We start from the raw sequence: 24,104 nt of genomic DNA on the forward strand, positions 1-24,104 counted from the left end.
TTACTAACTAATCAGCTCCAACCAGTCCAATATTGCTCAATAGTGCTTTAGCTCTGGGCCGATAGATCATATACTGGCAGAATTATTTTTTGTTTTTACTGCCAAAAGCGTTATGTCTGCTAACTTATCCAAAAATGACTTATTAGCTATCTTTGAAGAAATCAAGCAAGAGCAAGAAACTCAGTTTCCTCTGTCTGAGCGCTTCATCAAACAGCTGTTTAAGCCACATGTGTTAAGTAAAGCAAAAGAGTATCATCAGAACGGCCAAATCAATTGGTTGGAACATAACAGTGATTTTAGCGTTATTGATGCATCTATGTTTGGTAACGAAGGAAATACCTTTACTCAGCATATTGAGATCAGTAAATTACCAAGTGGTTTTTCGGTCGATTCGCATTGTACTTGTGGCTCTAAAACTAAATGCCGTCATATTGCGGCTGTGCTCCTAAAGCTGAAAATTGAACATTCAGGTGACTATGGCGAAGATTACATCATTAATGATTGGTTTAGTGAGCTAAAAACGCTTAAGCAAGTTGCTAGTGACAATGCCAAACAGGTTTTATTATTCGTCCTTGATGTAGAGAAGTCTGTTGTAACCCTTACTCCTAAAATTGCTAATTACGATCCTGAGCATAACTATACGCTTGGTCGTAACCTTACCGAGCAGCAATTAAATAGTTTTGTAACCCCCACTGATTTATTAGAATCGGATTTTCGTTTATATAGCTGGATCCGTTCTCAAAATGCCCTTGGAAAACTGGAGCTTAAAGGTCAATGGGGCTTTGCAGCACTACAGCAATTAATTGCCACCCAGCGTTTGTTTTTAGGCCGTTCGCGCCAAGCAATTAAAGCTGACAGTATGCAAGCGTTAGAGTTTGATTGGAAACAAAACAAAGACTTAACATCATTGAGCATGACGCTTGCTGGTCAAGATAATTGGTTATTGTTAAAAACAACCCCCCCTACTTACCTTGACCCTGAAAAACTAAAAGTGGGCCGAATTCGTACTCCGTTAACAGCCGATGAAATAGCGTTACTAGCCAATATGCCTGCTATTCACACAGAGAACTTTGATCGCGTTTATCAACAGCTCAATGATAATTTTGGTGAAGGTGTGATCCCTCATGCATTTAAGGAAAGCAAAAAAAGCCTAGCTCGAACTGTATTCCCTGTCATCAGTATTAATAATGACGAGGGCACAATCCGCTTAGGATTGCAGTTTAATTATCAAAACTCTTTGTATGATTTAAGCCAGGCGCCAGCTGATATATTAAACCAGTCATTAGAAAACACCGTTGTAAATGAATTAACTAACCTTGGCTTTGAATTATGTAAAGGGGCTTTACAAACTGATTTTATCTTTAATAAACAATCAGTTATTCATGAGCACTGGTTAAAGTTTGAAATAATTCCAAACTTATTAAAACGCGGTTGGAAAATTAATGATGAGTTAGACGTAGGCAAAGTTCTAAAACAACTTTCACTGCAAGTTGAGCGAGGTAAAGGTCATCAGATAGTTAGTAAAATCGTGATCTCTGGTGTTAAAACTCAACAGTTGTTTGTCACTGATAACAACACTTATCAATCTCTTAACAGACAAAGTGAACGCTTTTATTACTTTACTGTAGGAAAACGCTTTGCTGTGGTTGAAAAGGCTGCGATGATGCAGCTTAATGATTATCGTGAACGTTTTGAGCATATTAAAACCCGTGACGAAATCTTAATGCCTTTGTCGTTTTTGCCTAAGCTTATCGAGCAAAAAGCAATTAAGGTTAATATTGTTGACGATGCACTCGATGCTTATTTATCTGAACTGAATAGCTCGCAACAGCTTATTAAAAAGTCCGATATTCAAGGCTTAAACCAAGGTGTGCAATTACGAGAGTATCAACAACACGGTGTTGATTGGCTCAACTTTCTAAAACGTCACCAACTTGGTGGTATTTTGGCAGATGACATGGGGCTAGGTAAAACCTTACAAGTTATCGCCTTTTTAGCTAATGCCAAGCAATCACCACAAGCTGGCCCCACGTTAATTGTTTGCCCGACCAGTTTGGTTGGTAACTGGCAAAGTGAAATTAATAAATTTGCGAGCAACTTAAAAATTACGACTGTCTTTGGTGCTGCGCGCAGCGACCAATTACAACAGTTGTCGCAAGCAGATTGTATCTTAACAACTTACCCACTATTAAAGCGGGACATTGCCTTTTATTCGCCGCTGTATTTTGAAAACATCATTCTTGATGAAGCGCAATATATCAAAAACGATGCCGCACAGGTTTCACGCTTGGTTAAGCGTCTTAATGCTGACTTTAAGCTTTGCTTAAGTGGCACGCCTATTGAAAATAACTTATTTGAGCTTAAATCTTTGCTCGACTTTGCAATGCCTTCTTTACTTGGTTCGCAAGCACATTTTAAGAGCTATTTTCAAACGCCTATTGAGCGTGATAACGACGTTGCCCGAGCTGATGAACTTAAGTCGTTGATCATGCCATTTATCTTGCGTCGTACTAAAGCACAGGTAACGCAAGAGCTCCCAGAGAAGACTGAGCTAGTTAAAGAGTTTGAATTTGAAAGCAAACAAAAAGAAATTTACTCAGGTATCACTGAATCTTTAGAACAGAAATTAGTCGACCTATTTGCACAGCAAGGTGTACAAAAAAGTAAGCTAGCCTTTTTAGATGCATTATTAAAGCTAAGACAAATCTGTTGTCATCCAAAATTGATCGATCCTAGTTCACAGGCTGGCAGTGCTAAGCTTGAGTGGTTATCAAAGCATTTGCCTATTATGCTTAGCGAAGGACGTAAGGTGATTATATTTAGTCAATTCACCATGGCACTTGATGTGATAGCTGAGCGATTAAATGAACTTGGCATCCGCTTTAGTATGCTTACAGGGCAAACGCGACATCGCGACCGTGTAATTGAAGAGTTTACTCAAGGTGATACATCCGTATTCTTAATCAGCCTTAAAGCCGGCGGCACCGGATTAAACCTAACTCAAGCCGATACAGTGATTCATTTTGATCCTTGGTGGAACCCTGCCGTTGAAAAACAGGCGACAGATCGTGCCTATCGTATTGGCCAAACTAACCCTGTGTTTGTTTATAAATTGATTATGGCTAACTCAATCGAACAAAAAGTATTTAAAATGCAGCAGCATAAACAAGCCCTTGTTGATGCATTATTTACCGAGAAATCAATGAGTTTTACTCAGTTTGATGAAGAGCAAATGCTTGCACTGATAAAAAATTAAATTTTTTTAAAGTTTTTTTGAACTAATCAAATTTTGGGGCGTCTATTATTATGCTTGTTGTTAAATTGCAGTTTACATAAGCATTATGTTGATTTCCCATTTGGTTACTAAATTTTAGTAATGTTAGAGCCAGCTCACCTTGAGCTGGCTTTTTTTATGCCTAAACCCCCTACTCTGCTGAGCGCTAATTCGTTATGATGATGTGTCTTTAAGTTATTGAGTTTTCATTATGATTACAGAGCTAATTGCACAGATTAATTGGCAAAGTGGTGTGCTTGGTGCTGCTGTAGGTGCTGTTGCAAGTGGTGTTATTTTTGCCCTACAAAATAGTCGCTTAAAAAATCAGTTAACCGAACTTCAAAATAGCCAGCAAATCCTGCAAAATCATTTAGAACAAAAGCAGCTGCAACTTGAACAAAGCCAGCTTACACTTTCGCAGTTACAGCAAGATTACGCAGAACAACGTGATGAGTCTCAACACTTTAAAACCCGCTTTGTAGAACAAGAAAAACAAGCACAACAATATAGTCAGTTTTGGCGCAAGGTCGAAGCTGAGCTTGCTGATACAAAAGCTGCACTTAATCAGCGCGATGTTGATTTAAGTACCTTACGAAGCACAGTTGAGCAAAAAGAACTGCATTTTAAAGAGCAGCTTAGCCATATCAAAGAAAGCAAAGAGCAACTCAAAAAAGAATTTGAAAATCTCGCTAATCAAATCCTTGAAGAAAAATCGCAACGTTTTAAAACCTTAAATCAAGAAAGTATTGAGCAACTATTAAAACCTGTTCAGGGTGAGCTAAAAGGCTTTCGCGATAAGATGGAATTGATCCACGTCGAAGATCTAAAGCAGCGTGCAGCGCTAAAAACTGAGTTATTGCATTTACAGGCTAAAAGCCAAGCTATCACTGAACAAGCCGATAGGCTGAGCACCGCATTACAGGGGCAAAAGAAAACCCAAGGTAATTGGGGTGAGTTAATGCTTGAAAATGTACTCGACAGCGCTGGGCTGCGTGCTGGAGTAGATTATCAGCGAGAAGTATCGTTTAACACCGAAGATGGCCGTTTACGACCAGATGTTGTGGTGTATTTGCCTCAGCAACGTCATTTAGTTATCGATGCTAAAACCTCTTTAAACGCGTATACACGCTATGTAAATGCCGATACAGAGCTTGAGGCGCAGCAAGCGCTAAAAGAGCATGTTATGGCGGTGCAATCACGTATAAACGAGTTAGCAAGCAAAGCCTACGACAGACTACCCGGTATTAACTCACCAGAAGTGGTGATCATGTTTGTACCAATAGAGTCGGCTTTTGTTGAAGCGCTTAAGTACCAGAGTGATATTTATCAGCAAGCAATCGAAAAAAACATTTTAGTTGCTACGCCAACGACCTTATTGACTAGCTTGAATATCGTAAAACAACTGTGGCGTTTTGAAGAGCAAACTAAATACTCAAAAGAGCTTGCCGCTCGTGCAGAGCGTTTTTACAACAAACTCAATGGTTTCTTAACCAGTATGGAAGGGGTTGGTAAGCAATTAGACCGCGCCAAAGAAAGTTATGATAAAGCGTTTTCTCAGCTGTACCGCGGTAAAGGAAACTTGATTAAGCAGGCCTCTGAGTTCAAAGAGTTGGGGGTTTCTGTTCAAAAAGAGTTACCCGCGGAAACTGTTGAAAAAGCCCAATTAGAGTTAGATTAATATGCAGGTTTTAAAGCTTATCGGGTTTGTTATTCTCGCATCTGTATGTTTTGCAAGTAGTGTCAAAGCTGAAAATTATGATTACGACAGCCAACTTAATAAAGCGTTACACGCTAATAAACTCGTCGCGATTGGTGATGTTCATGGCAGCGAGCATGTTGTTACTAGGCTTATAAAATACTTAGATGAGCCTAGTAACTGGCAGCAGCTTGATGATCTTGTCGTTGAATTTGGCAATGCGCGGTATCAAGATTTAGCTGATCAATATTTGTTGAGCAAACAGAATATAAGCATTGATGACGTAAGGCACATTTGGCGCGACACCTTGTATTTTATGGCATGGCAATATGATGTTTATGAGCAATTAGTTTTAAAGTTAAAACAGCTTAATAGTACCCGTTTACATAAAGTTCGTCTCGTCCTTGCTGAGCCTGCAATGAACTGGCAAACCCTCTCTAAAGAGGATTGGCAAAAGCTAGAGCGTAGCCGTGAAACTGGCTATTTAGAGTCAATAAATCAGCATGTTGTCGCTAAGCAGCGCCGTGCAATCTTACTCTTTGGTGCATTTCACACCTTTAAGCAGCCAGTGGTTATAAGTACTCAAGCTTCGCCTTTTAATTCAGTTATTACATTACTTGAACAGCAAAAGCCAGGTTCCACATACACTGTTTGGCCAGCGATGAAAAACGATGGTATTGCATCATCATACCCTGCGGATAGCTTGATCCCTTTATCGGCTTATAGTTCGTTGAATAAGCCGTTAGCGTCAATGTCTAAGCGCTTTGCTACAAGCAATAGTGTTAGCCTTGCGGACGCTTATTATGTGCTAAAAAACACAGATAGAAATGCGCCATTAAGTGATGCGGTTTTAAATGATCAGGCATGGCATAAAGAATTAAAACGCCGTGCAGAAATAGTATCACCAAGAAGTGCTAAACAAATCCACTCTTGGCTTAAGCAACATCACTAACAAAAAGCCAACGCCATGTTGGCTTTTTTGTTATACCAATTCACTTAATTAAATATTATTGCGGATCGGTATTAATTAATAAGTTCAGCTGACACGATATCGTTAAGCATTAAAAAGTGGTTAAGTACAGACTCTTCAAGTTCAAATACCTGCGCTATTTTTTCGCCACTTGCTGACATTCCTGTTTGCGCACCTGCAAACTCGATATGTAGCCCTAAACGTTTTAGGGTTTGGGTATCATAACTATAAATAGCCGCATCACGTTTCTCGGTAATACCTGGCATCATCCCTATGATAGTAACCGCTTGTTCAACATTGATGATATCGAAAAATTGTCGCTCTGCAGTTTGCCATTTAGCTATATAACTAGCTACCTCGGGCGGCTGCTCCATGGGCACGTATAATGGCTGTAATGAGCCGCCATGCCAGCCAATAACGGCTTGTGCTTCAACGAGGACATGTGGACTTGCTGTAACGACATAATTGGCGCAGGAGGATGCACAAAGCTCACGCACTACAACATTGAGTTGATATTCATGAACTAAGCCTCCGAAATGGAGACCTGCCATCACATCACCACCTTGGCTATTAATTATTAAGGTGTTGATTTGTTGATCGCTATTTACTAATAATTGTTCAAACTTTTCAACATTTTGCTTTGATGTTTTGCCGTGAAAATAAATAGTGCCCGGCGATACTTCACTAATTTCAGCAACGCTTTGCTGTGTTGTTTTACAACCAACCAGCAGCACGCTCAATAATAATAAAAAACGCATTAACAATGCCTTGAAGTTTTGTTTGTATACAGTGCGCAATTTAATAATATGTCATTAACGAACTGCAAAAATGGCATAGTACGTTTTTTTACTTGAGAAATAAATCCACATAATAGGAACAATTGTATGAATATTGGAATTTACATCTATGATGATGCCGAAGTGCTCGATTTCTCAGGTCCGTTTGAGGTGTTTAGTACGGCTAAGCGCCTAGCGAATAATGACTGGCAAGTGAGTTTAATTGCCGAAAATAATAGTCCTGTTCTTGCCCGCGGCGGTTATAGTGTAAACCCCCATTACAGCTTTGCTGACTGCCCTTTGCTTGATCTGCTTGTTGTGGTTGGGGGTGACCATACACGAGAGCTAGAAAAAGCAGAGGTTATTACTTGGTTAAAACACACAGTCACTAACACCAAGCGTGTTGCGAGTGTTTGTACGGGGGCGTTTTTGCTTGCTAAAACTGGGCTTTTAAGCGGTAAAATGTCACGACTCATTGGCAAGATCAACCTGAGCTGGCTGCTATGTTTTCTGATCTCAACGTGATTGCAGAAACTCGTTGGGTCACCGACGGTAAGTTTATCAGCTCTGGGGGGATTTCTGCAGGCATTGATATGAGCCTAGCATTAGTCGCTGAGTTTATTAGTTACGAACACGCACTACTAACTGCTAAACAGATGGAATATAAATGGCAGACGTTATAATTTCTCAGTAATGTAGTCGGTTATAAACTGCTTTAGAAAGGCAGCCTTTTTACTCAGTAAACGTGCGCTTGGCCAGATAGCATAAATGTCGCGGTTTTCCCCTCGCCAGTGTGGCAGTACTTGAACTAACTGTTGAGATTTTAATTCATCTATAACCTCAAACCGAGGTAACAAGGCGATACCTTGCTCATCACAAACTAAGTATTTTACAAATCCAGTATCGTTAAAAGTGGTAGCAAATCGGCACATGTGAGTATAAGTTGCATTCGTTTGTGTATTGGTTAGCTGCCACTTATTTCGCAACGTGGTACCAATTAATCTATGTTGTTTTAAATCAGCAGGCTCTTCTATGGCAGATGCCGAATTAAGGTATGCTTTAGTGCTTACAAATAAGGTATCAACACTGCCTAACTTTTTCTGATGGAGCATAGAATCAGCCTGCGGCCCGACTCTTATTGCTAGATCAGCTTGGCTTTTACTCAGATCTTCAAGTTTATTATTAAGCAATAACTCAAGTTGAATATCAGGGTACTGTTTAGTAAATGCGAGCCACATCGGCTTTAAGAAACCATGACTAATATTCAGAGGTGCTAAAACTTTAAGCTTTCCTGATAATTGTGCTTTTTGATCATTGAGCTGGCGGTGAGTTTGTTCAAACTGCTCAATTAATTCAACATAACTTTGAAAATATACCTCTCCTGCTTGTGTTAACGTGCATTGCCTTGCTGAGCGAGTTAAAAGCTGCTCGCCTAGGCGTTGCTCAAGTCGTTGTAAGCGTCTCGATACTGTTGCGGTAGGCAACGACAAGCTCTCAGCCGCATTACTTAGGCCGCCTTGTTTAACAATCTGTATGAATAGGGCAATATCGTCAATCATGTTCTCATTTATGCAATCATAGTTTGTTTATCTTGCTATTTTTAGCATTTTTGCAATTAGATATCATGTCTTTTATTAAATCATTTAAGAGCATCTAATTATGAGTGTTAATGATATTTATGTGATAACTTTTGTAGGCATAGCGGCGACTTTGTTCATTGATCTTTATGCTTTTTTGCTGGCTAAAGTGTTTAAGATACCGTCATTAAACCTTTGTTTAGTTGGCCGTTGGGGCTTGGGTTTATTAGCTGGAAAGTTTAAGCACCTGAATATAGCAACTAGTCCAGTTAAGCAGTTTGAGTGCGTGTTTGGCTGGTGTTTACACTACTTTATTGGTGTTTTATTTTCGTTTCTATTTATATTATTGGTCGGTATTGCTTGGCTTGAACAGCCCACCTTAATCGCTGCATGTATATTTGGATTAGCTAGCGTATCTATGCCATTTTTTGTTATGCAGCCCGCTTTAGGGATGGGGATAATGGCTACGAAAACAGCAAACCCACTTCAAGCCCGCTTAAAAAGTGCTGTAACTCACCTACTTTTTGGTGTCGGAATATATTTATCAGCTCAATTCATTCAATTTATTTAGGAGTATGTAATGGACGCAAAGCATTGGCATCAACGTTGGGAAAATAACGAAATTGGTTTTCATGAAGGAGACGTTAACCGTTATCTAGATCAGTTTTTTACTAACTTAAATTTACAGCAAGGCGATACTGTTTTTGTGCCACTGTGCGGAAAAACTCACGACATTCATTATTTGCTCGCGCAAGGTATGCGTGTTGTTGGGGCAGAACTTAGTGAGATAGCCATTAAGCAGTTATTTGATGAGTTAAAGCTAGAACCCGAAATTAGCCAACACGGCGAACTATTACGTTATCAAGGCGCAAATCTAACCGTTTGGGTAGGTGATATTTTTGCACTTACCGCGAATGAACTTGGCACTATCAACGCGGTTTATGACCGTGCTGCCTTAGTTGCGCTGCCAAAGCCCATGCGCATTCGCTATACCCAGCATTTACTAGAGTTGACCAATAGAGCTAAACAGTTAGTGGTGGTCTTTGAGTATCAGCAAAGTGAGTTTTCGGGTCCGCCGTTTAGTGTGGTCGCCGATGAGCTACATCAGCACTACGATGCTTTTTATCAACTAACATTACTGTGCAAAGAACCTCTCGAAGGTGGCTTAAAAGGGCAAGTCCCGGCTATGAACGTAGCTTGGCATTTAAGTTAGTACTTACAAACTAGTGGTGTGTAAATTCACACCCTAGTTGTGCGTTTTTGTCGCTAGTTATTCTACCTCTGTGCGTGCACTATAGTGATTACTGCATTTAAGGAGTACATTTATGCAAAAGCCACGCGTTTTATTTGTTTCACATGGCGGCGGTCCTATGCCTTTACTTGGCGATCCAAGTCATGCTGATATGGTTACTTGTTTGCAGTCTATTGCTGCAAAAATTCAAAAGCCGTCAGCTATTTTGATGGTGAGTGCGCACTGGGAAGCGAACCCAATTAGCATCACTTCGAGCGCTGCTCCTGAGCTAATTTATGATTACTATGGTTTTCCTGAGCCTGCTTACAGTATTGAGTACCCAAGCCCAGGTGAACCAGCCCTTGCCGAAAAAGTACATCAAGCATTGGCAAAGGCTAATATCGATAGCACTTTAAACCCATCTCGTGGCTTTGATCACGGTATGTATGTGCCTTTGAAGATTATGTATCCAGAGGCAGATATACCTTGTGTGCAATTGTCGTTACATCCAAGCCTTGAGCCAAACTTACACCTAGCGATAGGTGAGGCTTTACAACAGCTTGATTACGATAATTTATTGATCATTGGTTCTGGCTTTACTTTTCATAATATGCGCGCATTTTTCACCCCTGAAACAGCTGAAATTAAAGCGCAAAATATGGCTTTTGAGCAATGGTTAGTCGATGTCTGTGGCAATACTGAGCTGAGTGAACAGCAGCGACAAGCTAAGTTATTAGAATGGCAAATGGCCCCTGCGGCGCGTTTTAGTCACCCTCGTGAAGAGCACTTATTGCCGTTACATGTTTGCTATGGTGCGGCGATGCGCCCTTGTAGTGATATCTACGAACTACGTATTGCCAATAAGCAAGCCAGTATGTTCTTGTGGGACGATTAAGTTTAAGTTCAACCCCCCAGATAACACGATAAAGGCTCAGATTTTATAAGCTTATTTTGGTACGCTAGGTAAGTTAAAACCTAGGAACAACAAAATGAACTTAATAAAAACATCAACCCTTGCGTTTGCTGTGGTTGCGGGTTTAGGTTTGCAGGCATGCTCAACGACAGAGCAAGCGAGCACCCAATCAGCAACAGTGAACGCAACGGCTAATCCGCTCTCGCTTGAACAAATTTATAAAGAAAAAGACTTTAAAGCTGAGCGTAGTACCTATTTTACGTGGCTCGATGATGGTACTGGTTATACGGTACTTGAAGAGCGCGAAAGCGATAAAAACAACCAAGACGACAAAGCTGAAGACGATGAGCACGGCGTAAAAGGCAATGATATTGTATTTTATAACGCCGATGGCACGGGTCGTAAGGTACTTGTTAGCTACGAAAAATTAATTCCCAAAGGTGATAAAGAGCCACTCACCGTTGAAAGCTACCAATGGTCTAAAGATGGTAAATGGCTGATGGTTTTTACCAATGGCGAGCAAGTGTGGCGCTCACGTAGCCGTGGTGATTTTTGGCTTTTAAACCTCGAAACTGATTCGCTATATCAGTTAGGTGGCGAAAACATCGAAGCGAAAAAGCTGATGTTTGCTAAGTTCTCACCTGATAGCTCAAAAGTAGCTTACGTGCGTGATAACAATATCTACATGGAAAAAGTGGGTAGCAAGGCTGTGACTGCCTTAACCACTGATGGTAACGACACCATTGTTAATGGTAATTTTGACTGGGTATACGAAGAAGAATTTACTATTCGTGATGGTTTCCGCTGGAGTCCAGACAACAAATCAATTGCCTATTGGCAGCTTGATACCAGTGGCGTTAAATACTTCACCATGATCAATAACACCGATGATCTCTACCCTACCCTTAAAGAGTTTCCGTATCCAAAAGCTGGCGAGATGAACTCAGCGGTTAAAGTGGGTGTGGTCAGTCTTAGCGACAAGAAAACCCGTTGGGCTGAACTAGGTGGCGATAATCGCGATCGTTATATTCCACGTATTAGCTGGGCAGGCACAGGTGAATCTTTGATGATCCAAGATCTTAACCGCCCGCAAAGCCACAATAAGGTTTGGTTATTCGACTGGCAAAAACAGCAGCTGACTAAAATTCTTGAAGATAAAGACGATGCCTTTATTGAGTGGTTTTATAAAGCAAACTGGTCAAAAGACGGTAAGTTCTTTATTTGGCACAGTGAGCGTGATGGCTGGCGTCATTTGTACCGTGTATCTCGCGATGGCAAAACGGTTGTTGATTTAACACCGGGCGAGTACGACATCATAGATATGTTAGCGCTCAACGAAGATAAAAACGTTATGTACTTTACTGCATCACCGGATGATCCAGGCCAGCGTTATTTATTCCGTACCTCGCTTGATGGTAGCACTAAACCGGTGCGCGTAACGCCTGCGTCATTCGATGGCTCAAACAGCTATTACATGTCTAAAGACACCTCTTGGGCGATGCATACCTTCTCTAAATTTGGCACCCCACCAATGAAAGAGATCATCAAAGTAAGCGATCACAGCAATGTGAAAACCTTAGTTGAGAACAAAGCATTAAAAGAGAAATTAGCGACTGAGCAGTTACCGACTCACGAGTTCTTTACGGTTAATGCGCGCGATGGTGTTGAGCTTGATGGTTACATCATGTTCCCAGCGAATATGGATAAAAGTAAAAAATACCCAATCGTTTTCTATGTTTACGGTGAGCCGTGGGGCTCAACAGTACAAGACCGCTGGGAAGGTAACAGTTACTTATACAAGTCGTATCTAACTCAGCAAGGCTTTATTGTTGCCTCAGTTGATAACCGCGGCACGCGCGCACCAAAAGGCAGAGATTGGCGTAAGTCTATCTACAAAAAAATAGGCTCTATTACCGTACGTGACCAAGTTGACGCCCTCGATGCAATGGCAAAACGTTGGGATGTCATTGATACCGACCGTGTTGGTGTATGGGGTCACTCAGGTGGTGGTAGTTCAACGCTTAATTTGTTATTCCGCCACGGTGATAAATATAAAGTTGGGATTGCCTCAGCCCCAGTGCCAGATATTCGCTTGTACGATACTATCTACCAAGAGCGCTATGCAGGTAACCCAAATACCGATCCTGAAAGTTACGACAATACGTCTCCGATCAGCTTTGCAAAAGACCTGCAAGGTAAGTTGCTACTGATCCACGGTACAGGAGATGATAACGTTCACTACCAAGGCTCAGAGCGCTTAATTAACGAATTAGTTAAGCAGAATAAACAGTTCGAGTTTTTTTCTTACCCGAACCGTTCTCACAGCCTACGAGAAGGTAAAGGCACTACCTTGCACTATCATACTATGATGGCTAACTTCTTCGAAAAGCATTTACTTAACAAGTAAATATGCTCTATAAAAAATACCGCAGCTTAGAGGTTAAGCTGCGGTTTTTTTATGCAAACTGTAAACCCCCGTTACACAAGATAGCGATTAGATGAAAGCTATCAAATGTTTGAAGTAAATTATCAGTGCTAGCAATGGCGGCTGCGAACTATTGGCTTATCTAATGAATATCCTGTATTACAGTCAAGTCGGTGAAAGGAGTTAACTAATACTCTGTTACAATTGTCTTATTAACTAATTTTTGTAATTGAAGTAGTGTCATTAAGTTATTGATTAAGGCTATAAAATGGCATTACTAAAATTTAGATTTCAGTACTTAGCTTGGTTTATTACATTTGTTTTGCTAGCTACAGGCTTGTATTTCGCGGTGAAATACCAACAGCATTATAGCTCACGCTTTATTGATGTAGATATCAAGTCCAATGCGCTTTCAGAAATGCGCAGAGTTTTCATTCGCTTGCCCAAAAACTACAACCCTAACAAAGCTTATCCGCTCATAATTAAAACTGACGGCAACTTTAACCTTGATACTTGGGATGACGCTTTAAGTATTCTTGAAAGCACTGATGACATGCTGAGGTTATTCTAGTGTCCATCCCGAACCTGTTTTGGCATGACACACGGAATCGTGATTTAGTGCCACCTTACGCCCGTAAGGATGTGGCGATAGAAGCGCGCCCAATTAACCAAAATCAACGAGAAATATTTGGTAAAGCTGATGTGTTTTTAAAGTTTATTGAAACAGAGCTAATACCCTATTTAGAGGGAACATACCGTATTAGCGGGCAGCGCACGCTAACAGGTTTTTCAGCGGGAGGTAGCTTTGTGTTATATACCATGGTTACTAAACCAGAGTTATTTAATGCATACTTTGCTTTTAGCCCAGCGGCTTGGTATGACGATAATGTTGTTGTAAAACAGTTCAGTAAAAACTTACCTAATACAGTAGGCAACACTCACTATTTTTATGTCACATTAGGTGGTGATGAGAATCCAATCATAACTGGTGCATTCAATGGTTTAGTGAATGCTCTTCAAAAGCATGCACCAAACGACCTTATCTGGCAGCACCACATCAACAAAGGTGCTGACCATGAACAAAACGCAAAACAATCCGTTCGCAGTGCGCTAGATGGGGCTTTTAATCATTTTGATATGGCTCAGTAATGACGAAAAACAAAGCTACAAATAGGCGTTAAACCAATTAACTAACTCTGTTTCTAGCTGCTTTTTATGGTTCATTAAAAACTTTATAATTTAAATGATGTTTACTTTTACATTTTTAAGTTAGTAACCGCTCAAGCCATTCAATCACAGCGTTATGTGCTGATGTTTCGAAGCGAGATTTTTCGGGAATGTAGTAACACAGTTTTGATTCAACTTCTTGGTTATTAAACGATGTTAGTAACCCTGCATCTAGGTAAGGTTGTACTAAGGTTTTTGAGCAAAACACTACACCTTTATTGGCGAGCACCTGATTTATACCAAACAGCTCTTGATCGAATGTTTTTACCTTGAAACATGAATCACTTAGATTATTTACTTTTAGCCACTGCGTTAGAGGTGGGGCTGGTAGGGCATTATTTTTCCATTGGCTGGTGTATAATGTAACCTGTTTATCAAGCCAAGGGGCGCTTTGTTGTGTGTTTGCCGCAAACATATCAAAGCGCTCATATTTGATGATATCTTCTTTGTATACTTCCTCACTATTTCCTAGCCGAACAGGCAAGGTATGCAGTTGCTTATCTAAAGTTTCACTGGTTGATATATCGAGCTGTAAATGTGGTTTTTCGCTATTTAGCTCATCTAAAGCGGGTATTAACCTTAGGGCTGCTAGAGACGATGTTGTGGTGATGCGTACTTGATTATTTGCTTGGCTCAATTGTTCAATTGCCGTAAAAATAAGTTTAAAGCCGCTAGTTGTGTTTTGACTCAGGTAATCGCCTGATGGAGTTAAGGTAATCTTTCTCACTTCGCGATGAAATAAATCTGTATTCAAGCGGCTTTCTAGATTTGCAATGTGGTGCGATACCGCTGTAGGCGTAATCGCAAGCTCAGCGGCGGCTGCTTTAAAGCTACCTAATCGCGCAGCTGATTCAAAGGCTTTTAAAGCTTGTAATGATATATGCATATTTGAACCCACCTAAATTTATAGATGAGTATAACTTACTTATAGTGAATAATAACTCGTTTGTTAAATAGCCTTCATTTATTGATGATACCAACACATTAACTAATGAGGTATTTACTTATGAGCACTCTATTACACATTGATGCTAGTGTACGTTCGGCTAAAAATGCAAACCCTAACCACGACTCAATCTCTAAAAATATTGCTAAGAAATTTGTAAATCACTTACAGCAAAATAATGCTATAGCTGAGTATATTTATCGTGATGTTGGAATGAATCCACCTTCATTTATTAATCAATCTTGGATTGGTGCTGTGTTTACGCCTGCCAATAAGTTAACGCTAGAGCAAAAAGAAGTACTGGCCGAATCAGATGAATTGATAAATGAGTTGGTTAAGGCTGATACCATCGTGATATCAACGCCTATGTATAACTATGGCATGCCTGCACAATTAAAAGCATGGTTTGATCAAATCGTTAGGATCAATAAAACGTTTGATTTTGACTTGCAGCGGGGAGATTTCCCTTTGCAACCCTTGTTAACTGGTAAACGTTTGCTGGTTATAACCTCAACGGGTGAGTTTGGCTTTGAGGCAGGTGGTATACGCGAGAGTATGAGCCATTTAGTGCCGCACATTAAAACCTTGAGTAAGTATTTAGGTGCTGAGCACATTGATGAAATAGCCTGTGAGTATCAAGAATTTAACGACCAAAGACACCAACGCTCTTTGACTAATGCCTATGCTAAAGCAGAGCAATTAGCGCTGAGATACGCCAATTAATATACACAACAAAGCCGCAACAAGCGGCTTATTTTGTAATGGGGCTTTACACTAAAAAATGGGTTTAGTGTTATTCAACCGAAATGAATACCTCAACTTCGTCACTGTTTTTATAAAACTCATAGTCAGTTTTATATGCTCGAATGTGCGGGCACTGTTCATTACTAAAGTACTGCCAAACTTGACCCCAAACATCGATAACGGTTTGTGGCATTGCCCCTTTGCCGCTAAAGCGAAGGTAGTTACCTGTGGCGAGTGTCGTTTGTTCTATCTCTGATGACGTGACTTGCAGATCAGTACACGCAAACACATCAAACTCCCCTGTGACATCAGATTCATAATGAGTGTACACGCCATAAACTTGGCTCGATGGGGTTAATTTGGGCGCTATGTCTGTATAAAACTGCTGCCATAAGCCAGCGATTTTGGCACCTTCACCACTCATTTCATTCATATTACAGGTACGAACTTTGAGGCCAAATAAGATCGTAGGGTTGTCTATATTGATTTTCGTTACTTGCTGATCCATTGCATTTATCCTTGTTAGTTTGCTCCCAGTAAAATACCAGAGCATGTGTACTTTAACCTAACCTTTTTAATTATTTATTTTAAAAAAGACTATATTTTGTCAACGGCCTTTACAGCTTAAAAAACAGTCATGGCATCCTTATCTGCATCAGGTTAAGATGGGTAAAATAACAACAAAATCAGCGGGTGTTTAATGAATAAAATCAATGCGCTTATCTACTTTTTAGCCTTTAGTAGTGGCTTTTGTATTATGGGAATTGAGCTGTTAGGCGGGCGAATTTTAGCGCCATATTTTGGTAGTAGTGTGCATATATGGGGCAGTATTATCACCGTCTTTATGTTGAGCTTATCTATCGGCTATTTACTTGGCGGCAAGCTCTCTACTCGCAATCCTTCGTTAACTAAATATGGACTCATTTTCTTTGTAGCAAGCATTATGGTGGTGCCAATTGTATTGTTTGCTGAGCCAATTATGACCTTTATTTTCACCCATATTGAAGACAGTCGCTACGGCTCGTTATTGGCATCAACGGCGTTGTTTTTTATTCCTACAACAATACTCGGCATGATCTCACCTTACTCAGTGCGATTATTGGTTACCGATCATGAAAAAAGTGGCCAGGTTGCCGGTGGTTTGTATTTTGTGAGCACCCTAGGAAGCGCCCTTGGCACGATTATTACCTCTTTTTATATGGTGCTAGCGTTTGATGTTAACGACATCATTAAAACCTTTGCAGCGGTTTTAGGCGCGCTTGGTTTGCTTGCAATTGTTGTTAGTCAAATTAAAACAAAGGAGCGTGCTGTATGTTTAGAATCTTAATGCTTTGTTTACTCATGACATTGCCTTTTAGCAGCTTAGCCGAAGTAATACATAAAGAGCGCTCGCTTTATCGCAATATTTTAGTGGAGAAGACTGGCGATTTACTGTGTTTAAAATTCAACGAAAAAACCCGTAAAAGTACGCAAAGCTGTATGTATGAGAGTAAGCCTAAAAAGCTGGTGTTTAATTACACCAAAATGACGTTCGCAAGCTTACTATTTATTAATGATCCTCAAAATGTACTGATCATAGGTTTAGGGGGAGGTTCACTCTCTAATACCATTCATGAGCTTTACCCTAGCGCTCATATCGAAAATGTCGAAATTGATCCTGCGGTGATAAAAGTTGCCCGCGATTATTTTAACTTTATAGAAACCGATAACGTGACGTCAAAAGTGCAAGATGGGCGTATTTTCATTAAGCGCGCCGCACTTAAAAAACAAAAGTACGATTGGATTATTCTTGATGCCTTTAATGGCGACTATATCCCTGAACATCTACTCACTAAGGAATTTTTTGCAGAAGTAAAAAGTGTTTTAGCTGATGGTGGAATTGTCGCTGCAAATACCTTTTCATCAAGCAAGTTGTACCAGCATGAGTCGGCAACTTACTTCGATGTGTTTGGTGACTTTGTGAATGTTGTGACCGATGAAAATTCTAATCGCATTATTTTAGCGGGCTTCGAGACTATGCCTAGCCAGAAGCTTTTAATTGAGCGCGTCAACAAACTCGCAAATAAGTTAACCCCTTACGATGTTGATTTGCAGTTACTTAGCGAGCATTTGTTTTATACTAAGGGTAATCAAGATTGGCCAGCGGATACCAAGGTGCTCACTGATCAATATTCACCAGCGAATTTATTAAATTACCAATGATCAAATACGCCTTAATTGCATTTCTTTTCATTACGAGCTCTGCTGCTAAGGCAGAGCGTCTTTCGAGCCCTCCTTTAGCTGCAAGTCAGCAGCAATTGTCTAAACTACTGAATCAATACAAAGGGCAAGTCGTGTTACTCGATTTCTGGGCGTCTTGGTGCAGCCCGTGTCGACGGTCGTTTCCTTGGTTTATAGCCATGCAGAGCAAGTATCAACAGCAAGGGCTTAAAGTGATTGCTGTAAACATTGATGTTGAGCGTAGTGATGCCGATGCTTTTTTAACTGAGTTTGCAGTGAACTTTAATATTATTTACGACCCAGACGCTGTTATTGGCAAGCAATATCAACTCAAAGGTATGCCGAGCAGCTTTTTAATTGATAAGGAAGGCATAGTACGGTTCCAACACACAGGATTTGTTGCTGATAAATTAGACCTCTATGAAAGTCATATCAAAGAGTTAATCGCTAAATAGTGTTATCTAGCAGATAACTTTTGCAGTTGTTCGCTTTTATCGAACAAAGCTATCTATTTAATTAATTGCACTAATATTTACTTAGCATGCTAACTACATTAAAATACTTAGCATGCTAAGTAAATGGAGCGCATCATGTCTTCCACTCCCCCTTTTCACGAAACTCTTGATTTAACATTATGCGGCAGTATGGGCCGTGTGCATCGTTTATGTCGCGATGCTGTCACTTTGGCGGTTGAGCCTTTGGGTCTTACCCAATCTCGCTGGACCGCGATGATGCACCTGTTTCATTTAAACCAAGGTTGTACGCAACAAGAGTTAGCAAATAGCTTAGGCATTGAAATGCCTTCACTCACTCGTACGATTAAGCAGCTTGAGCAACAAGAGATTATTGCTCGCAAAGCTGACGCTGAAGATAAACGCAGTAAACGTCTGTACTTTACTGAGCAAGGTCTACAATTGTTAGACACATTGCAGGTGATTATTGCTGATGTGAAACAGCATCTTTATGCCGACTTAACCACTGATCAACTCGATACCATGGCGCATGGTTTAATTCAGATGGAACAGAATGCTCGCCAGTGTATCCGCCATTATTCAGGAGATAAGTAACGTTATGACACCAGATCAAAAGTTTGCCCGTTACGTAAAAATCTCTTTAGCGGGTTTTATTGTTTTATTTTTATATTTTGTGATTGCCGATTTGTATATGCCTGTTACACCGCAGGCCCGTGTGTATCACCCAGTGGTGCAAGTGACCCCGCAGGTAAGTGGTCGCGTGACTGACGTACTTGTCACCAATAATCAAGCCGTCGAAAAACAGCAAGCCTTGTTTAAGATTAATGACGAGCCTTTTGAGCTTGCCGTGCAACAAGCTGAACTTGCATATGATGATGCAAAACTACAAAACCAACGTTTAGATAGCAGTGTGAAGGCAATAGAAGCACAGCTTGCAGCTGCTCAAGCTAAGCTGCATGAACAAACATTACTGTTCGAACGTGGTGAGTCGTTATTGAAAAAGCGCTCTATTTCAGAGCAAGAGTACGAAACAATCAATGCGAACTATCAATCAAGCAAAGCCAATGTGGCTGCAATTGAAGCCCAGCTTAGCGAGGCTAAATTAGCGCGCGGTAAAATGGGGGATGACAATTTAGCGCTTCGTCATGCTCAAAACCAGCTTGAACAAGCGAAGCTAAACCTGTCTTACACCACAGTGACAGCTGATACCGACGGTAAAACTGCAAACTTACAAGTAACACCGGGTACGTATGCTAATAAAGGCCAACCGCTAATGGCGATTGTTGCTAATAAGGCTGATTTGGTTGCTGATTTTCGTGAAAAGTCGTTAGTTCACGTGCAAATTGGTAGTACTGCAAAAGTCAGCTTTGATGCGCTACCGGGCAAAGTGTTTACAGGCAAAATTATTAGTTTTGAAGCCGGTGTGAGTGATGGTCAGCTTAACGCGAACGGTTTACTCAGTGCGACTGAAAGCAGCAACCGTTGGGTACGAGATGCACAGCGTCAACGTATCCATATTCAACTAGATGAGCACCAGATGCTGGCTAAATTTCCAAGTGGTGCGCGTGCAACTGTACAACTTCTGCCTGACTCTAGCATCGGTAGCTGGTTTGCAAGTATGCAAATTCGCTTCATTAGTGTTCTGCACTTCATTTACTAAGGCTGGGTGAGTTATGTCAGTATTGCAACTCGATGGTAACGGCTTACGCCAAGCGCTACGCATTGCTACGGGCTCAGCACTAGGGTTTACACTGGCAAAATTGATGAACTGGCCTAATGGCATCTTTTTTACTGTTTACCCTATGCTATTGCTCGGTTTAGTGCCTGTGCTTAACATGCATATTATTCGTCAGTTTTATGCAGGCGCGGTGTTCAGTGCGCTGTTCGTATTGGTTGTACAAGGTTTGTTTTCACACCTGCCTGTTGTTATGACAATGATGTGCTTTATCGCATTTGCTTTTTTGTTTTATCAAATGAGCCGTGGCGCTAATTTTTTATTTGGCGCCACAACGGTGGTGAGTTTGTCTATTCAATTGCACTTTTCGACCTACACTGGCAGTGGAGTGAGTATTTATCCGTTGATCATTAGTAACGCTGTTGCCGTTGTGGTCACAGTGGTGTTCTCGATGCTAATGCATGGTTTATTTCCTGATGTAGCACCACGCCAAGGTCGGGTAATGCCAGAAAAAGCAAAAGAAAGTGTGCGTCATGAAGTATTACTTTGCTCAACTGTAGCTACCTTGTCATTCGTTGTTTTTCAGGTCTTTGATTTACAAGATTCAATCTCTGCTCAAGCTGCCTCGGTACTGATATTGTTTTCGTTGTGCTGGAAAGCGGCAGGTATGGCGGCATGGCAACGTGCTATAGGTACCTTAATTGGTTGTAACTTAGCGTTAGTGGCACAGTTATTTTTGTATAACCATACCGATATTTTAATATTTCCTGCGTTAATTCTGTGGATTTTGACCTTTATCTTTAGTCGTTATCACATAATTGGTGGCGGTATTCCGGGTGTTGGTTTTGGTATTATTACCACATTTGGTATTTTGTTTGGCCAGTCATTAGGGCCGGGGCAAGATCTGGTTTACAGCGCGCTGTATCGTTTTTCGTCGGTATCTGTGGCAATACTATTGAGCTTGTGTGCGGTGTATATAATGCATCACCTCTTAAATCGCTTTGAAATGACAAGGCATCACACGTTTGAGTAAAGATTAAAAAAGGGAGTTAATCAGAACTCCCTTTTTTATTGTTATTTGATTCGAAAATGGTCGGTAAAGACTTTAATAAATCATCTTGTTTTTTTACGACACTCTGTACGCAGGTTTTTGAGGCGACATCTGCAACCCAAGCGCCCCATTGTGAACTACCTGGTTCTTCACCTGGAGTTGCCCACCATCTGGCTTTATAAAGAATTTCGTTGTAACAGGTTTCACTACCTTGCGGATACGCGTTACCGGCTTGCCATGAATCTACAGCAAAACTCGACATAGGCAAAGCTGACAGCGTTATCATTGCTGCAGCAACAATGCGTGATTTCTGGCCCATACGCGGCTCCTTCATTAATGGTGAGATTGTATGACTATTATAGACGCGGCAGGATTAACCATCAATTAACTTTGTTAACAAGTTACATTTCTTTACAGTTCTGCTTATTTTTGACACGATCTTCTGATGTTAAAGTTATAATTTTACATTTTTTCTTAATACTTTTGTTTGTCCTCTTTTCGTTTTAGAGTCCATGCGTTTTCTCTGAGAGCTTTTGCTTGGTTTTGTCGCTCTTCGCGCCTTTTGTACTTGAGTGGCATTAAGAATTAATTCTTTCAAACGATTAAGCGCATCCTCTTTGTTCATCTCTTGCGTGCGATGACTTTGCGACTTAATAACAATAACGCCCTCTTTGGTAATTCGAGAATCATTCAAATTAAGTAAACGTTGTTTGTAAAAGTCAGGTAACTTTGAGCGTTTAATATCAAAGCGAAGGTGAATAGCTGTGGCCACTTTGTTGACATTCTGCCCGCCCGCGCCTTGCGAGCGGATCGCACTAAAGTCGAGTTCCCATTCATCAATTGTGACGGTATTAGAAATAATTAACATCAGGTTCAGTTAGCTATGGTAAAAAAGGTATTGTAACATTTGTAATTGGCTAAACATAATAGCTCGACTATTTGCGCCGGTTGCTAACCATTTTGAAAGAAAGGAGATCACGATGAAAGCACTACTTATTTCTATGAGTCTACTTGCGATGAGTTTTTCTAGCTTCGCAGAAGATATTTCTGAAAATCAGCTACAGCGTTACATTAAAGCCCTTCCTGCAGTCTTTAATTGGTCACAAAGCCAATCTGAGTTAGATACTGTAAACCTTGGTGGTATGCTAGGTAGTTCTGATGGTGTTGATAGTTCGTCAGTGATGTCAGCATTAGGTCACATCAAAGAGCATGAGCTTTATACTGAGTTTGCAGCCCTTACCAAACAATATGGTTTCACACCTGAGCAGTTAGTTACTGTTGGTACAGAGGTATCAATGGCGTATTTAGAAAACCTTAAAGCGGGTATGTCTGAAGAGAATAAGCAACGTGTAAACCAAGCAATGAGTGGTTTACAAAGCCTTACAGCATCATCATCTGATGCGGGTACTCGCTCAATGGCTGGTGCTTTAGAAGGTATTAAAGCAAGTACTGCAACAGCAGATGTTAGCGAAAGTAACGTTAACTTAGTTAAGCAGTATATGCCGCAGTTAAAAGAATTGTTCGCAATGTTGCAGTAACAGCAAAACGAAAAGAAAGCGGCTAGGTAGCCGCTTTTTTTATGCTTACTCGAATACCACAGCGTTTTTTAGATGCAGCTTTTGTTCTGCAGTTGGTAAAAATCCAGTTTGTACAAACTCGCTAAGGCTTGGATGACGTTCAAAGTATAAAATATCAAGGGCGAAACGATTCATGCCGTACAAGCCCCGATGGATCATGTTTGCCGAAAATATGAGTAAGTCACCTTTTTTGAGTGCCACACTTTTACCACGAACGAGTGAGTCACTATTTCGAGCGCCCTGCTGTTCTAATCTAACTGTTAACTCTTCATCTGAATCCCAGTTTTTATGACTACTCGGTATAAGTTCTATTCCTGGTTCATCTTCAAAAGCAACGCGGCAATGTAGTACTTCAGGGCCGTTAAGAGCTACTTTTTGCGCATCAAGCTCTAAGTGATACTGCATATCTCGATGCCAATAGTTAGCTTGTTTGGGATTGTATGGGTTAAAGAATAGTTGAGTATTCATAAACTGAGGGCCAGCAACAATACCTTTAACCTGTTTCAATAGTGTGTTGGCGCTGACAAACTTAAAAAGAGTAAACTTTTCCTCAGCACTTAAACATGCAGCGCCAGTCAAACCTGAGCTATTAATACCTCTGGATTGATAAAAAGATTGGTTTTCTTGCAACCAGTGTTGATGAAATTTATCGAGAATTGGCCTTACTTTACTAAGCTCACTCTCTGTGTAAAGCCCCTTTACATGGTAGTAGCCGTTTTCAGCAAAAAAGTTATTTTCCATTTTTTACCTTGCTAAAATTGCACGTATTTTACTATTAAGCTCAGGCAATACTTGTTGCTCAAACCACTGATTTTTCTTTAGCCAGATATTATTGCGAGGGCTTGGGTGAGGAAGTGGCAAGTAATTTGGCCAATATTCACGCCACGATTTTACTAACTCAGTTAAGGGCAGCTGCTTAGTGTGAGGCAAATGATATGCCTGCGCGTATTTACCTAAGATAATGGTGAGCTCAATATTATTTAGTTGCGCTAAGAGTTTTTCACGCCATGCAATCGCGCACTCTTTTCTTGGCGGTAAATCACCTGATTTTCCTTTGCCCGGGTAACAAAAGCCCATCGGCAAGATAGCAAAATTGTGGTCATCGTAAAACTCATCACTCGTAACACCAAGCCAAGAGCGAAGCCTTTGCCCGCTTGCATCATTAAAAGGTTTGCCACTTTCATGCACTTTAATTCCTGGCGCTTGACCTGCAATTAAAATGCGAGCCTGTGGATTAAACTGGATAACGGGCCGCGCTCCGAGTGGTAAATGAGGTTCGCAGATCACGCATTTACTAACTTGTTCTAATAATGATTGAGTACTCATGAG

25 protein-coding genes and 1 pseudogene are annotated in these 24,104 nt (G+C 40.6%); 18 read left to right on the plus strand and 8 right to left on the minus strand.

Translation table 11 applies throughout. The features are described 5' to 3' along the window. Positions 1 to 112 precede the first annotated feature (112 nt). The 3 genes from L1272_RS08265 (at position 113) to L1272_RS08275 (ending at position 5,922) form a co-directional block, all read left to right on the plus strand. Positions 113 to 3,256 (plus strand): DEAD/DEAH box helicase, encoded by a 3,144-nt coding sequence (locus L1272_RS08265; protein ID WP_235373185.1) that lies wholly within the window; start codon positions 113 to 115, stop codon positions 3,254 to 3,256. Between the two features lie 229 nt (positions 3,257 to 3,485). Beyond that, a complete protein-coding gene (gene rmuC, locus L1272_RS08270) occupies positions 3,486 to 4,952 on the plus strand; it encodes a DNA recombination protein RmuC (protein ID WP_138599771.1) in 1,467 nt (488 codons plus the stop codon). A gap of 1 nt (position 4,953) precedes the next feature. Next, the gene (locus L1272_RS08275; protein ID WP_235373186.1) at positions 4,954 to 5,922 is read left to right on the plus strand and encodes a hypothetical protein; all 969 of its coding nucleotides are present in this window, start codon (positions 4,954 to 4,956) and stop codon (positions 5,920 to 5,922) included. A gap of 71 nt (positions 5,923 to 5,993) precedes the next feature. Here L1272_RS08275 and L1272_RS08280 read toward each other — a convergent pair whose 3' ends face one another. Further along, positions 5,994 to 6,698 carry a hypothetical protein gene (locus L1272_RS08280; protein ID WP_194441139.1) on the minus strand — a complete coding sequence of 235 codons (705 nt, stop codon included), beginning with the start codon at positions 6,696 to 6,698 and terminating at the stop codon, positions 5,994 to 5,996. Positions 6,699 to 6,824: 126 nt separating this feature from the next. Between L1272_RS08280 and L1272_RS08285 the strand changes: the two are divergent. Beyond that, positions 6,825 to 7,399 (plus strand): annotated as a pseudogene (locus tag L1272_RS08285) (DJ-1/PfpI family protein). Here L1272_RS08285 and L1272_RS08290 read toward each other — a convergent pair. Then, a complete protein-coding gene (locus tag L1272_RS08290; RefSeq protein ID WP_194441140.1) occupies positions 7,394 to 8,275 on the minus strand; it encodes a LysR family transcriptional regulator in 882 nt (293 codons plus the stop codon). The pseudogene L1272_RS08285 and the gene L1272_RS08290 overlap by 6 nt on opposite strands. A 100-nt stretch (positions 8,276 to 8,375) precedes the next feature. On the opposite strand from L1272_RS08290, the gene L1272_RS08295 reads away from it, so the two are divergent. The 6 genes from L1272_RS08295 (at position 8,376) to L1272_RS08315 (ending at position 14,011) form a co-directional block, all read left to right on the plus strand. After that, complete coding sequence (locus L1272_RS08295; RefSeq protein WP_194441141.1) at positions 8,376 to 8,864, plus strand: DUF2938 domain-containing protein; 489 nt, start codon at positions 8,376 to 8,378, stop codon at positions 8,862 to 8,864. Between the two features lie 9 nt (positions 8,865 to 8,873). After that, on the plus strand, positions 8,874 to 9,506 hold the full coding sequence (gene tmpT / locus L1272_RS08300; RefSeq protein WP_054553346.1) for a thiopurine S-methyltransferase: 633 nt from the start codon (positions 8,874 to 8,876) through the stop codon (positions 9,504 to 9,506). Positions 9,507 to 9,618: 112 nt separating this feature from the next. Beyond that, the gene (locus L1272_RS08305; RefSeq protein WP_194441142.1) at positions 9,619 to 10,419 is read left to right on the plus strand and encodes a DODA-type extradiol aromatic ring-opening family dioxygenase; all 801 of its coding nucleotides are present in this window, start codon (positions 9,619 to 9,621) and stop codon (positions 10,417 to 10,419) included. A 94-nt stretch (positions 10,420 to 10,513) separates the two neighbouring features. After that, positions 10,514 to 12,844, plus strand: a complete 2,331-nt coding sequence (locus L1272_RS08310; protein ID WP_235373187.1) for a S9 family peptidase — start codon at positions 10,514 to 10,516, stop codon at positions 12,842 to 12,844. Between the two features lie 286 nt (positions 12,845 to 13,130). After that, positions 13,131 to 13,433, plus strand: a complete 303-nt coding sequence (locus L1272_RS23120; RefSeq protein ID WP_253036280.1) for an alpha/beta hydrolase-fold protein — start codon at positions 13,131 to 13,133, stop codon at positions 13,431 to 13,433. Then, complete coding sequence (locus tag L1272_RS08315; protein ID WP_253036281.1) at positions 13,433 to 14,011, plus strand: alpha/beta hydrolase; 579 nt, start codon at positions 13,433 to 13,435, stop codon at positions 14,009 to 14,011. Before L1272_RS23120 ends, L1272_RS08315 begins: the two co-directional genes overlap by 1 nt. 115 nt (positions 14,012 to 14,126) lie before the next feature. Here the strand turns inward: L1272_RS08315 and L1272_RS08320 are convergent, their stop codons facing one another. Then, a complete protein-coding gene (locus L1272_RS08320) occupies positions 14,127 to 14,975 on the minus strand; it encodes a LysR family transcriptional regulator (protein ID WP_235373188.1) in 849 nt (282 codons plus the stop codon). A 120-nt stretch (positions 14,976 to 15,095) separates the two neighbouring features. Between L1272_RS08320 and L1272_RS08325 the strand changes: the two genes are divergently transcribed. Further along, a complete protein-coding gene (locus tag L1272_RS08325) occupies positions 15,096 to 15,758 on the plus strand; it encodes an FMN-dependent NADH-azoreductase (protein WP_194441145.1) in 663 nt (220 codons plus the stop codon). Between the two features lie 70 nt (positions 15,759 to 15,828). On the opposite strand, the gene L1272_RS08330 is transcribed toward L1272_RS08325, so the two are convergent. Continuing rightward, the gene (locus tag L1272_RS08330) at positions 15,829 to 16,287 is read right to left on the minus strand and encodes a GyrI-like domain-containing protein (protein ID WP_138599761.1); all 459 of its coding nucleotides are present in this window, start codon (positions 16,285 to 16,287) and stop codon (positions 15,829 to 15,831) included. A gap of 192 nt (positions 16,288 to 16,479) precedes the next feature. Here L1272_RS08330 and L1272_RS08335 point away from each other — a divergent pair, with 192 nt between their 5' ends. From L1272_RS08335 to L1272_RS08360, 6 genes are all read left to right on the plus strand, one after another. Then, complete coding sequence (locus L1272_RS08335) at positions 16,480 to 17,106, plus strand: fused MFS/spermidine synthase (protein WP_054553353.1); 627 nt, start codon at positions 16,480 to 16,482, stop codon at positions 17,104 to 17,106. Continuing rightward, positions 17,091 to 17,981: a spermidine synthase gene (locus L1272_RS08340; protein WP_194441146.1), complete on the plus strand. Its 891-nt coding sequence runs from the start codon at positions 17,091 to 17,093 to the stop codon at positions 17,979 to 17,981. Before L1272_RS08335 ends, L1272_RS08340 begins: the two co-directional genes overlap by 16 nt. After that, positions 17,978 to 18,454, plus strand: a complete 477-nt coding sequence (locus tag L1272_RS08345) for a TlpA disulfide reductase family protein (RefSeq protein WP_082389267.1) — start codon at positions 17,978 to 17,980, stop codon at positions 18,452 to 18,454. Before L1272_RS08340 ends, L1272_RS08345 begins: the two co-directional genes overlap by 4 nt. A 135-nt stretch (positions 18,455 to 18,589) precedes the next feature. After that, a complete protein-coding gene (locus L1272_RS08350) occupies positions 18,590 to 19,066 on the plus strand; it encodes a MarR family winged helix-turn-helix transcriptional regulator (protein ID WP_194441147.1) in 477 nt (158 codons plus the stop codon). A 4-nt stretch (positions 19,067 to 19,070) separates the two neighbouring features. After that, positions 19,071 to 20,132, plus strand: a complete 1,062-nt coding sequence (locus tag L1272_RS08355) for an HlyD family secretion protein (RefSeq protein ID WP_054553356.1) — start codon at positions 19,071 to 19,073, stop codon at positions 20,130 to 20,132. A 13-nt stretch (positions 20,133 to 20,145) separates the two neighbouring features. Continuing rightward, complete coding sequence (locus L1272_RS08360; protein ID WP_138617198.1) at positions 20,146 to 21,180, plus strand: DUF2955 domain-containing protein; 1,035 nt, start codon at positions 20,146 to 20,148, stop codon at positions 21,178 to 21,180. A gap of 16 nt (positions 21,181 to 21,196) precedes the next feature. Here L1272_RS08360 and L1272_RS08365 read toward each other — a convergent pair whose 3' ends face one another. Together L1272_RS08365 and arfB are read right to left on the minus strand one after the other, a co-directional pair. Beyond that, positions 21,197 to 21,517, minus strand: a complete 321-nt coding sequence (locus L1272_RS08365) for a hypothetical protein (RefSeq protein ID WP_138617196.1) — start codon at positions 21,515 to 21,517, stop codon at positions 21,197 to 21,199. A gap of 135 nt (positions 21,518 to 21,652) precedes the next feature. Beyond that, positions 21,653 to 22,066 (minus strand): alternative ribosome rescue aminoacyl-tRNA hydrolase ArfB, encoded by a 414-nt coding sequence (gene arfB / locus L1272_RS08370; protein ID WP_235373189.1) that lies wholly within the window; start codon positions 22,064 to 22,066, stop codon positions 21,653 to 21,655. A gap of 112 nt (positions 22,067 to 22,178) precedes the next feature. On the opposite strand from arfB, the gene L1272_RS08375 reads away from it, so the two are divergent. Beyond that, positions 22,179 to 22,736: a short-chain dehydrogenase gene (locus L1272_RS08375; protein ID WP_235373190.1), complete on the plus strand. Its 558-nt coding sequence runs from the start codon at positions 22,179 to 22,181 to the stop codon at positions 22,734 to 22,736. A gap of 45 nt (positions 22,737 to 22,781) precedes the next feature. Here the strand turns inward: L1272_RS08375 and L1272_RS08380 are convergent, their stop codons facing one another. Both L1272_RS08380 and L1272_RS08385 read right to left on the minus strand, forming a co-directional pair. Further along, positions 22,782 to 23,516, minus strand: coding sequence for a phytanoyl-CoA dioxygenase family protein (locus L1272_RS08380; protein ID WP_235373191.1), 735 nt, complete (start codon positions 23,514 to 23,516; stop codon positions 22,782 to 22,784). Between the two features lie 3 nt (positions 23,517 to 23,519). After that, complete coding sequence (locus L1272_RS08385; protein ID WP_235373192.1) at positions 23,520 to 24,101, minus strand: uracil-DNA glycosylase family protein; 582 nt, start codon at positions 24,099 to 24,101, stop codon at positions 23,520 to 23,522. Positions 24,102 to 24,104: the final 3 nt, after the last annotated feature.

It is taken from the genome of Pseudoalteromonas sp. PAST1 (assembly GCF_021532515.1).
Classification (GTDB): Bacteria; Pseudomonadota; Gammaproteobacteria; order Enterobacterales; family Alteromonadaceae; genus Pseudoalteromonas; species Pseudoalteromonas simplex.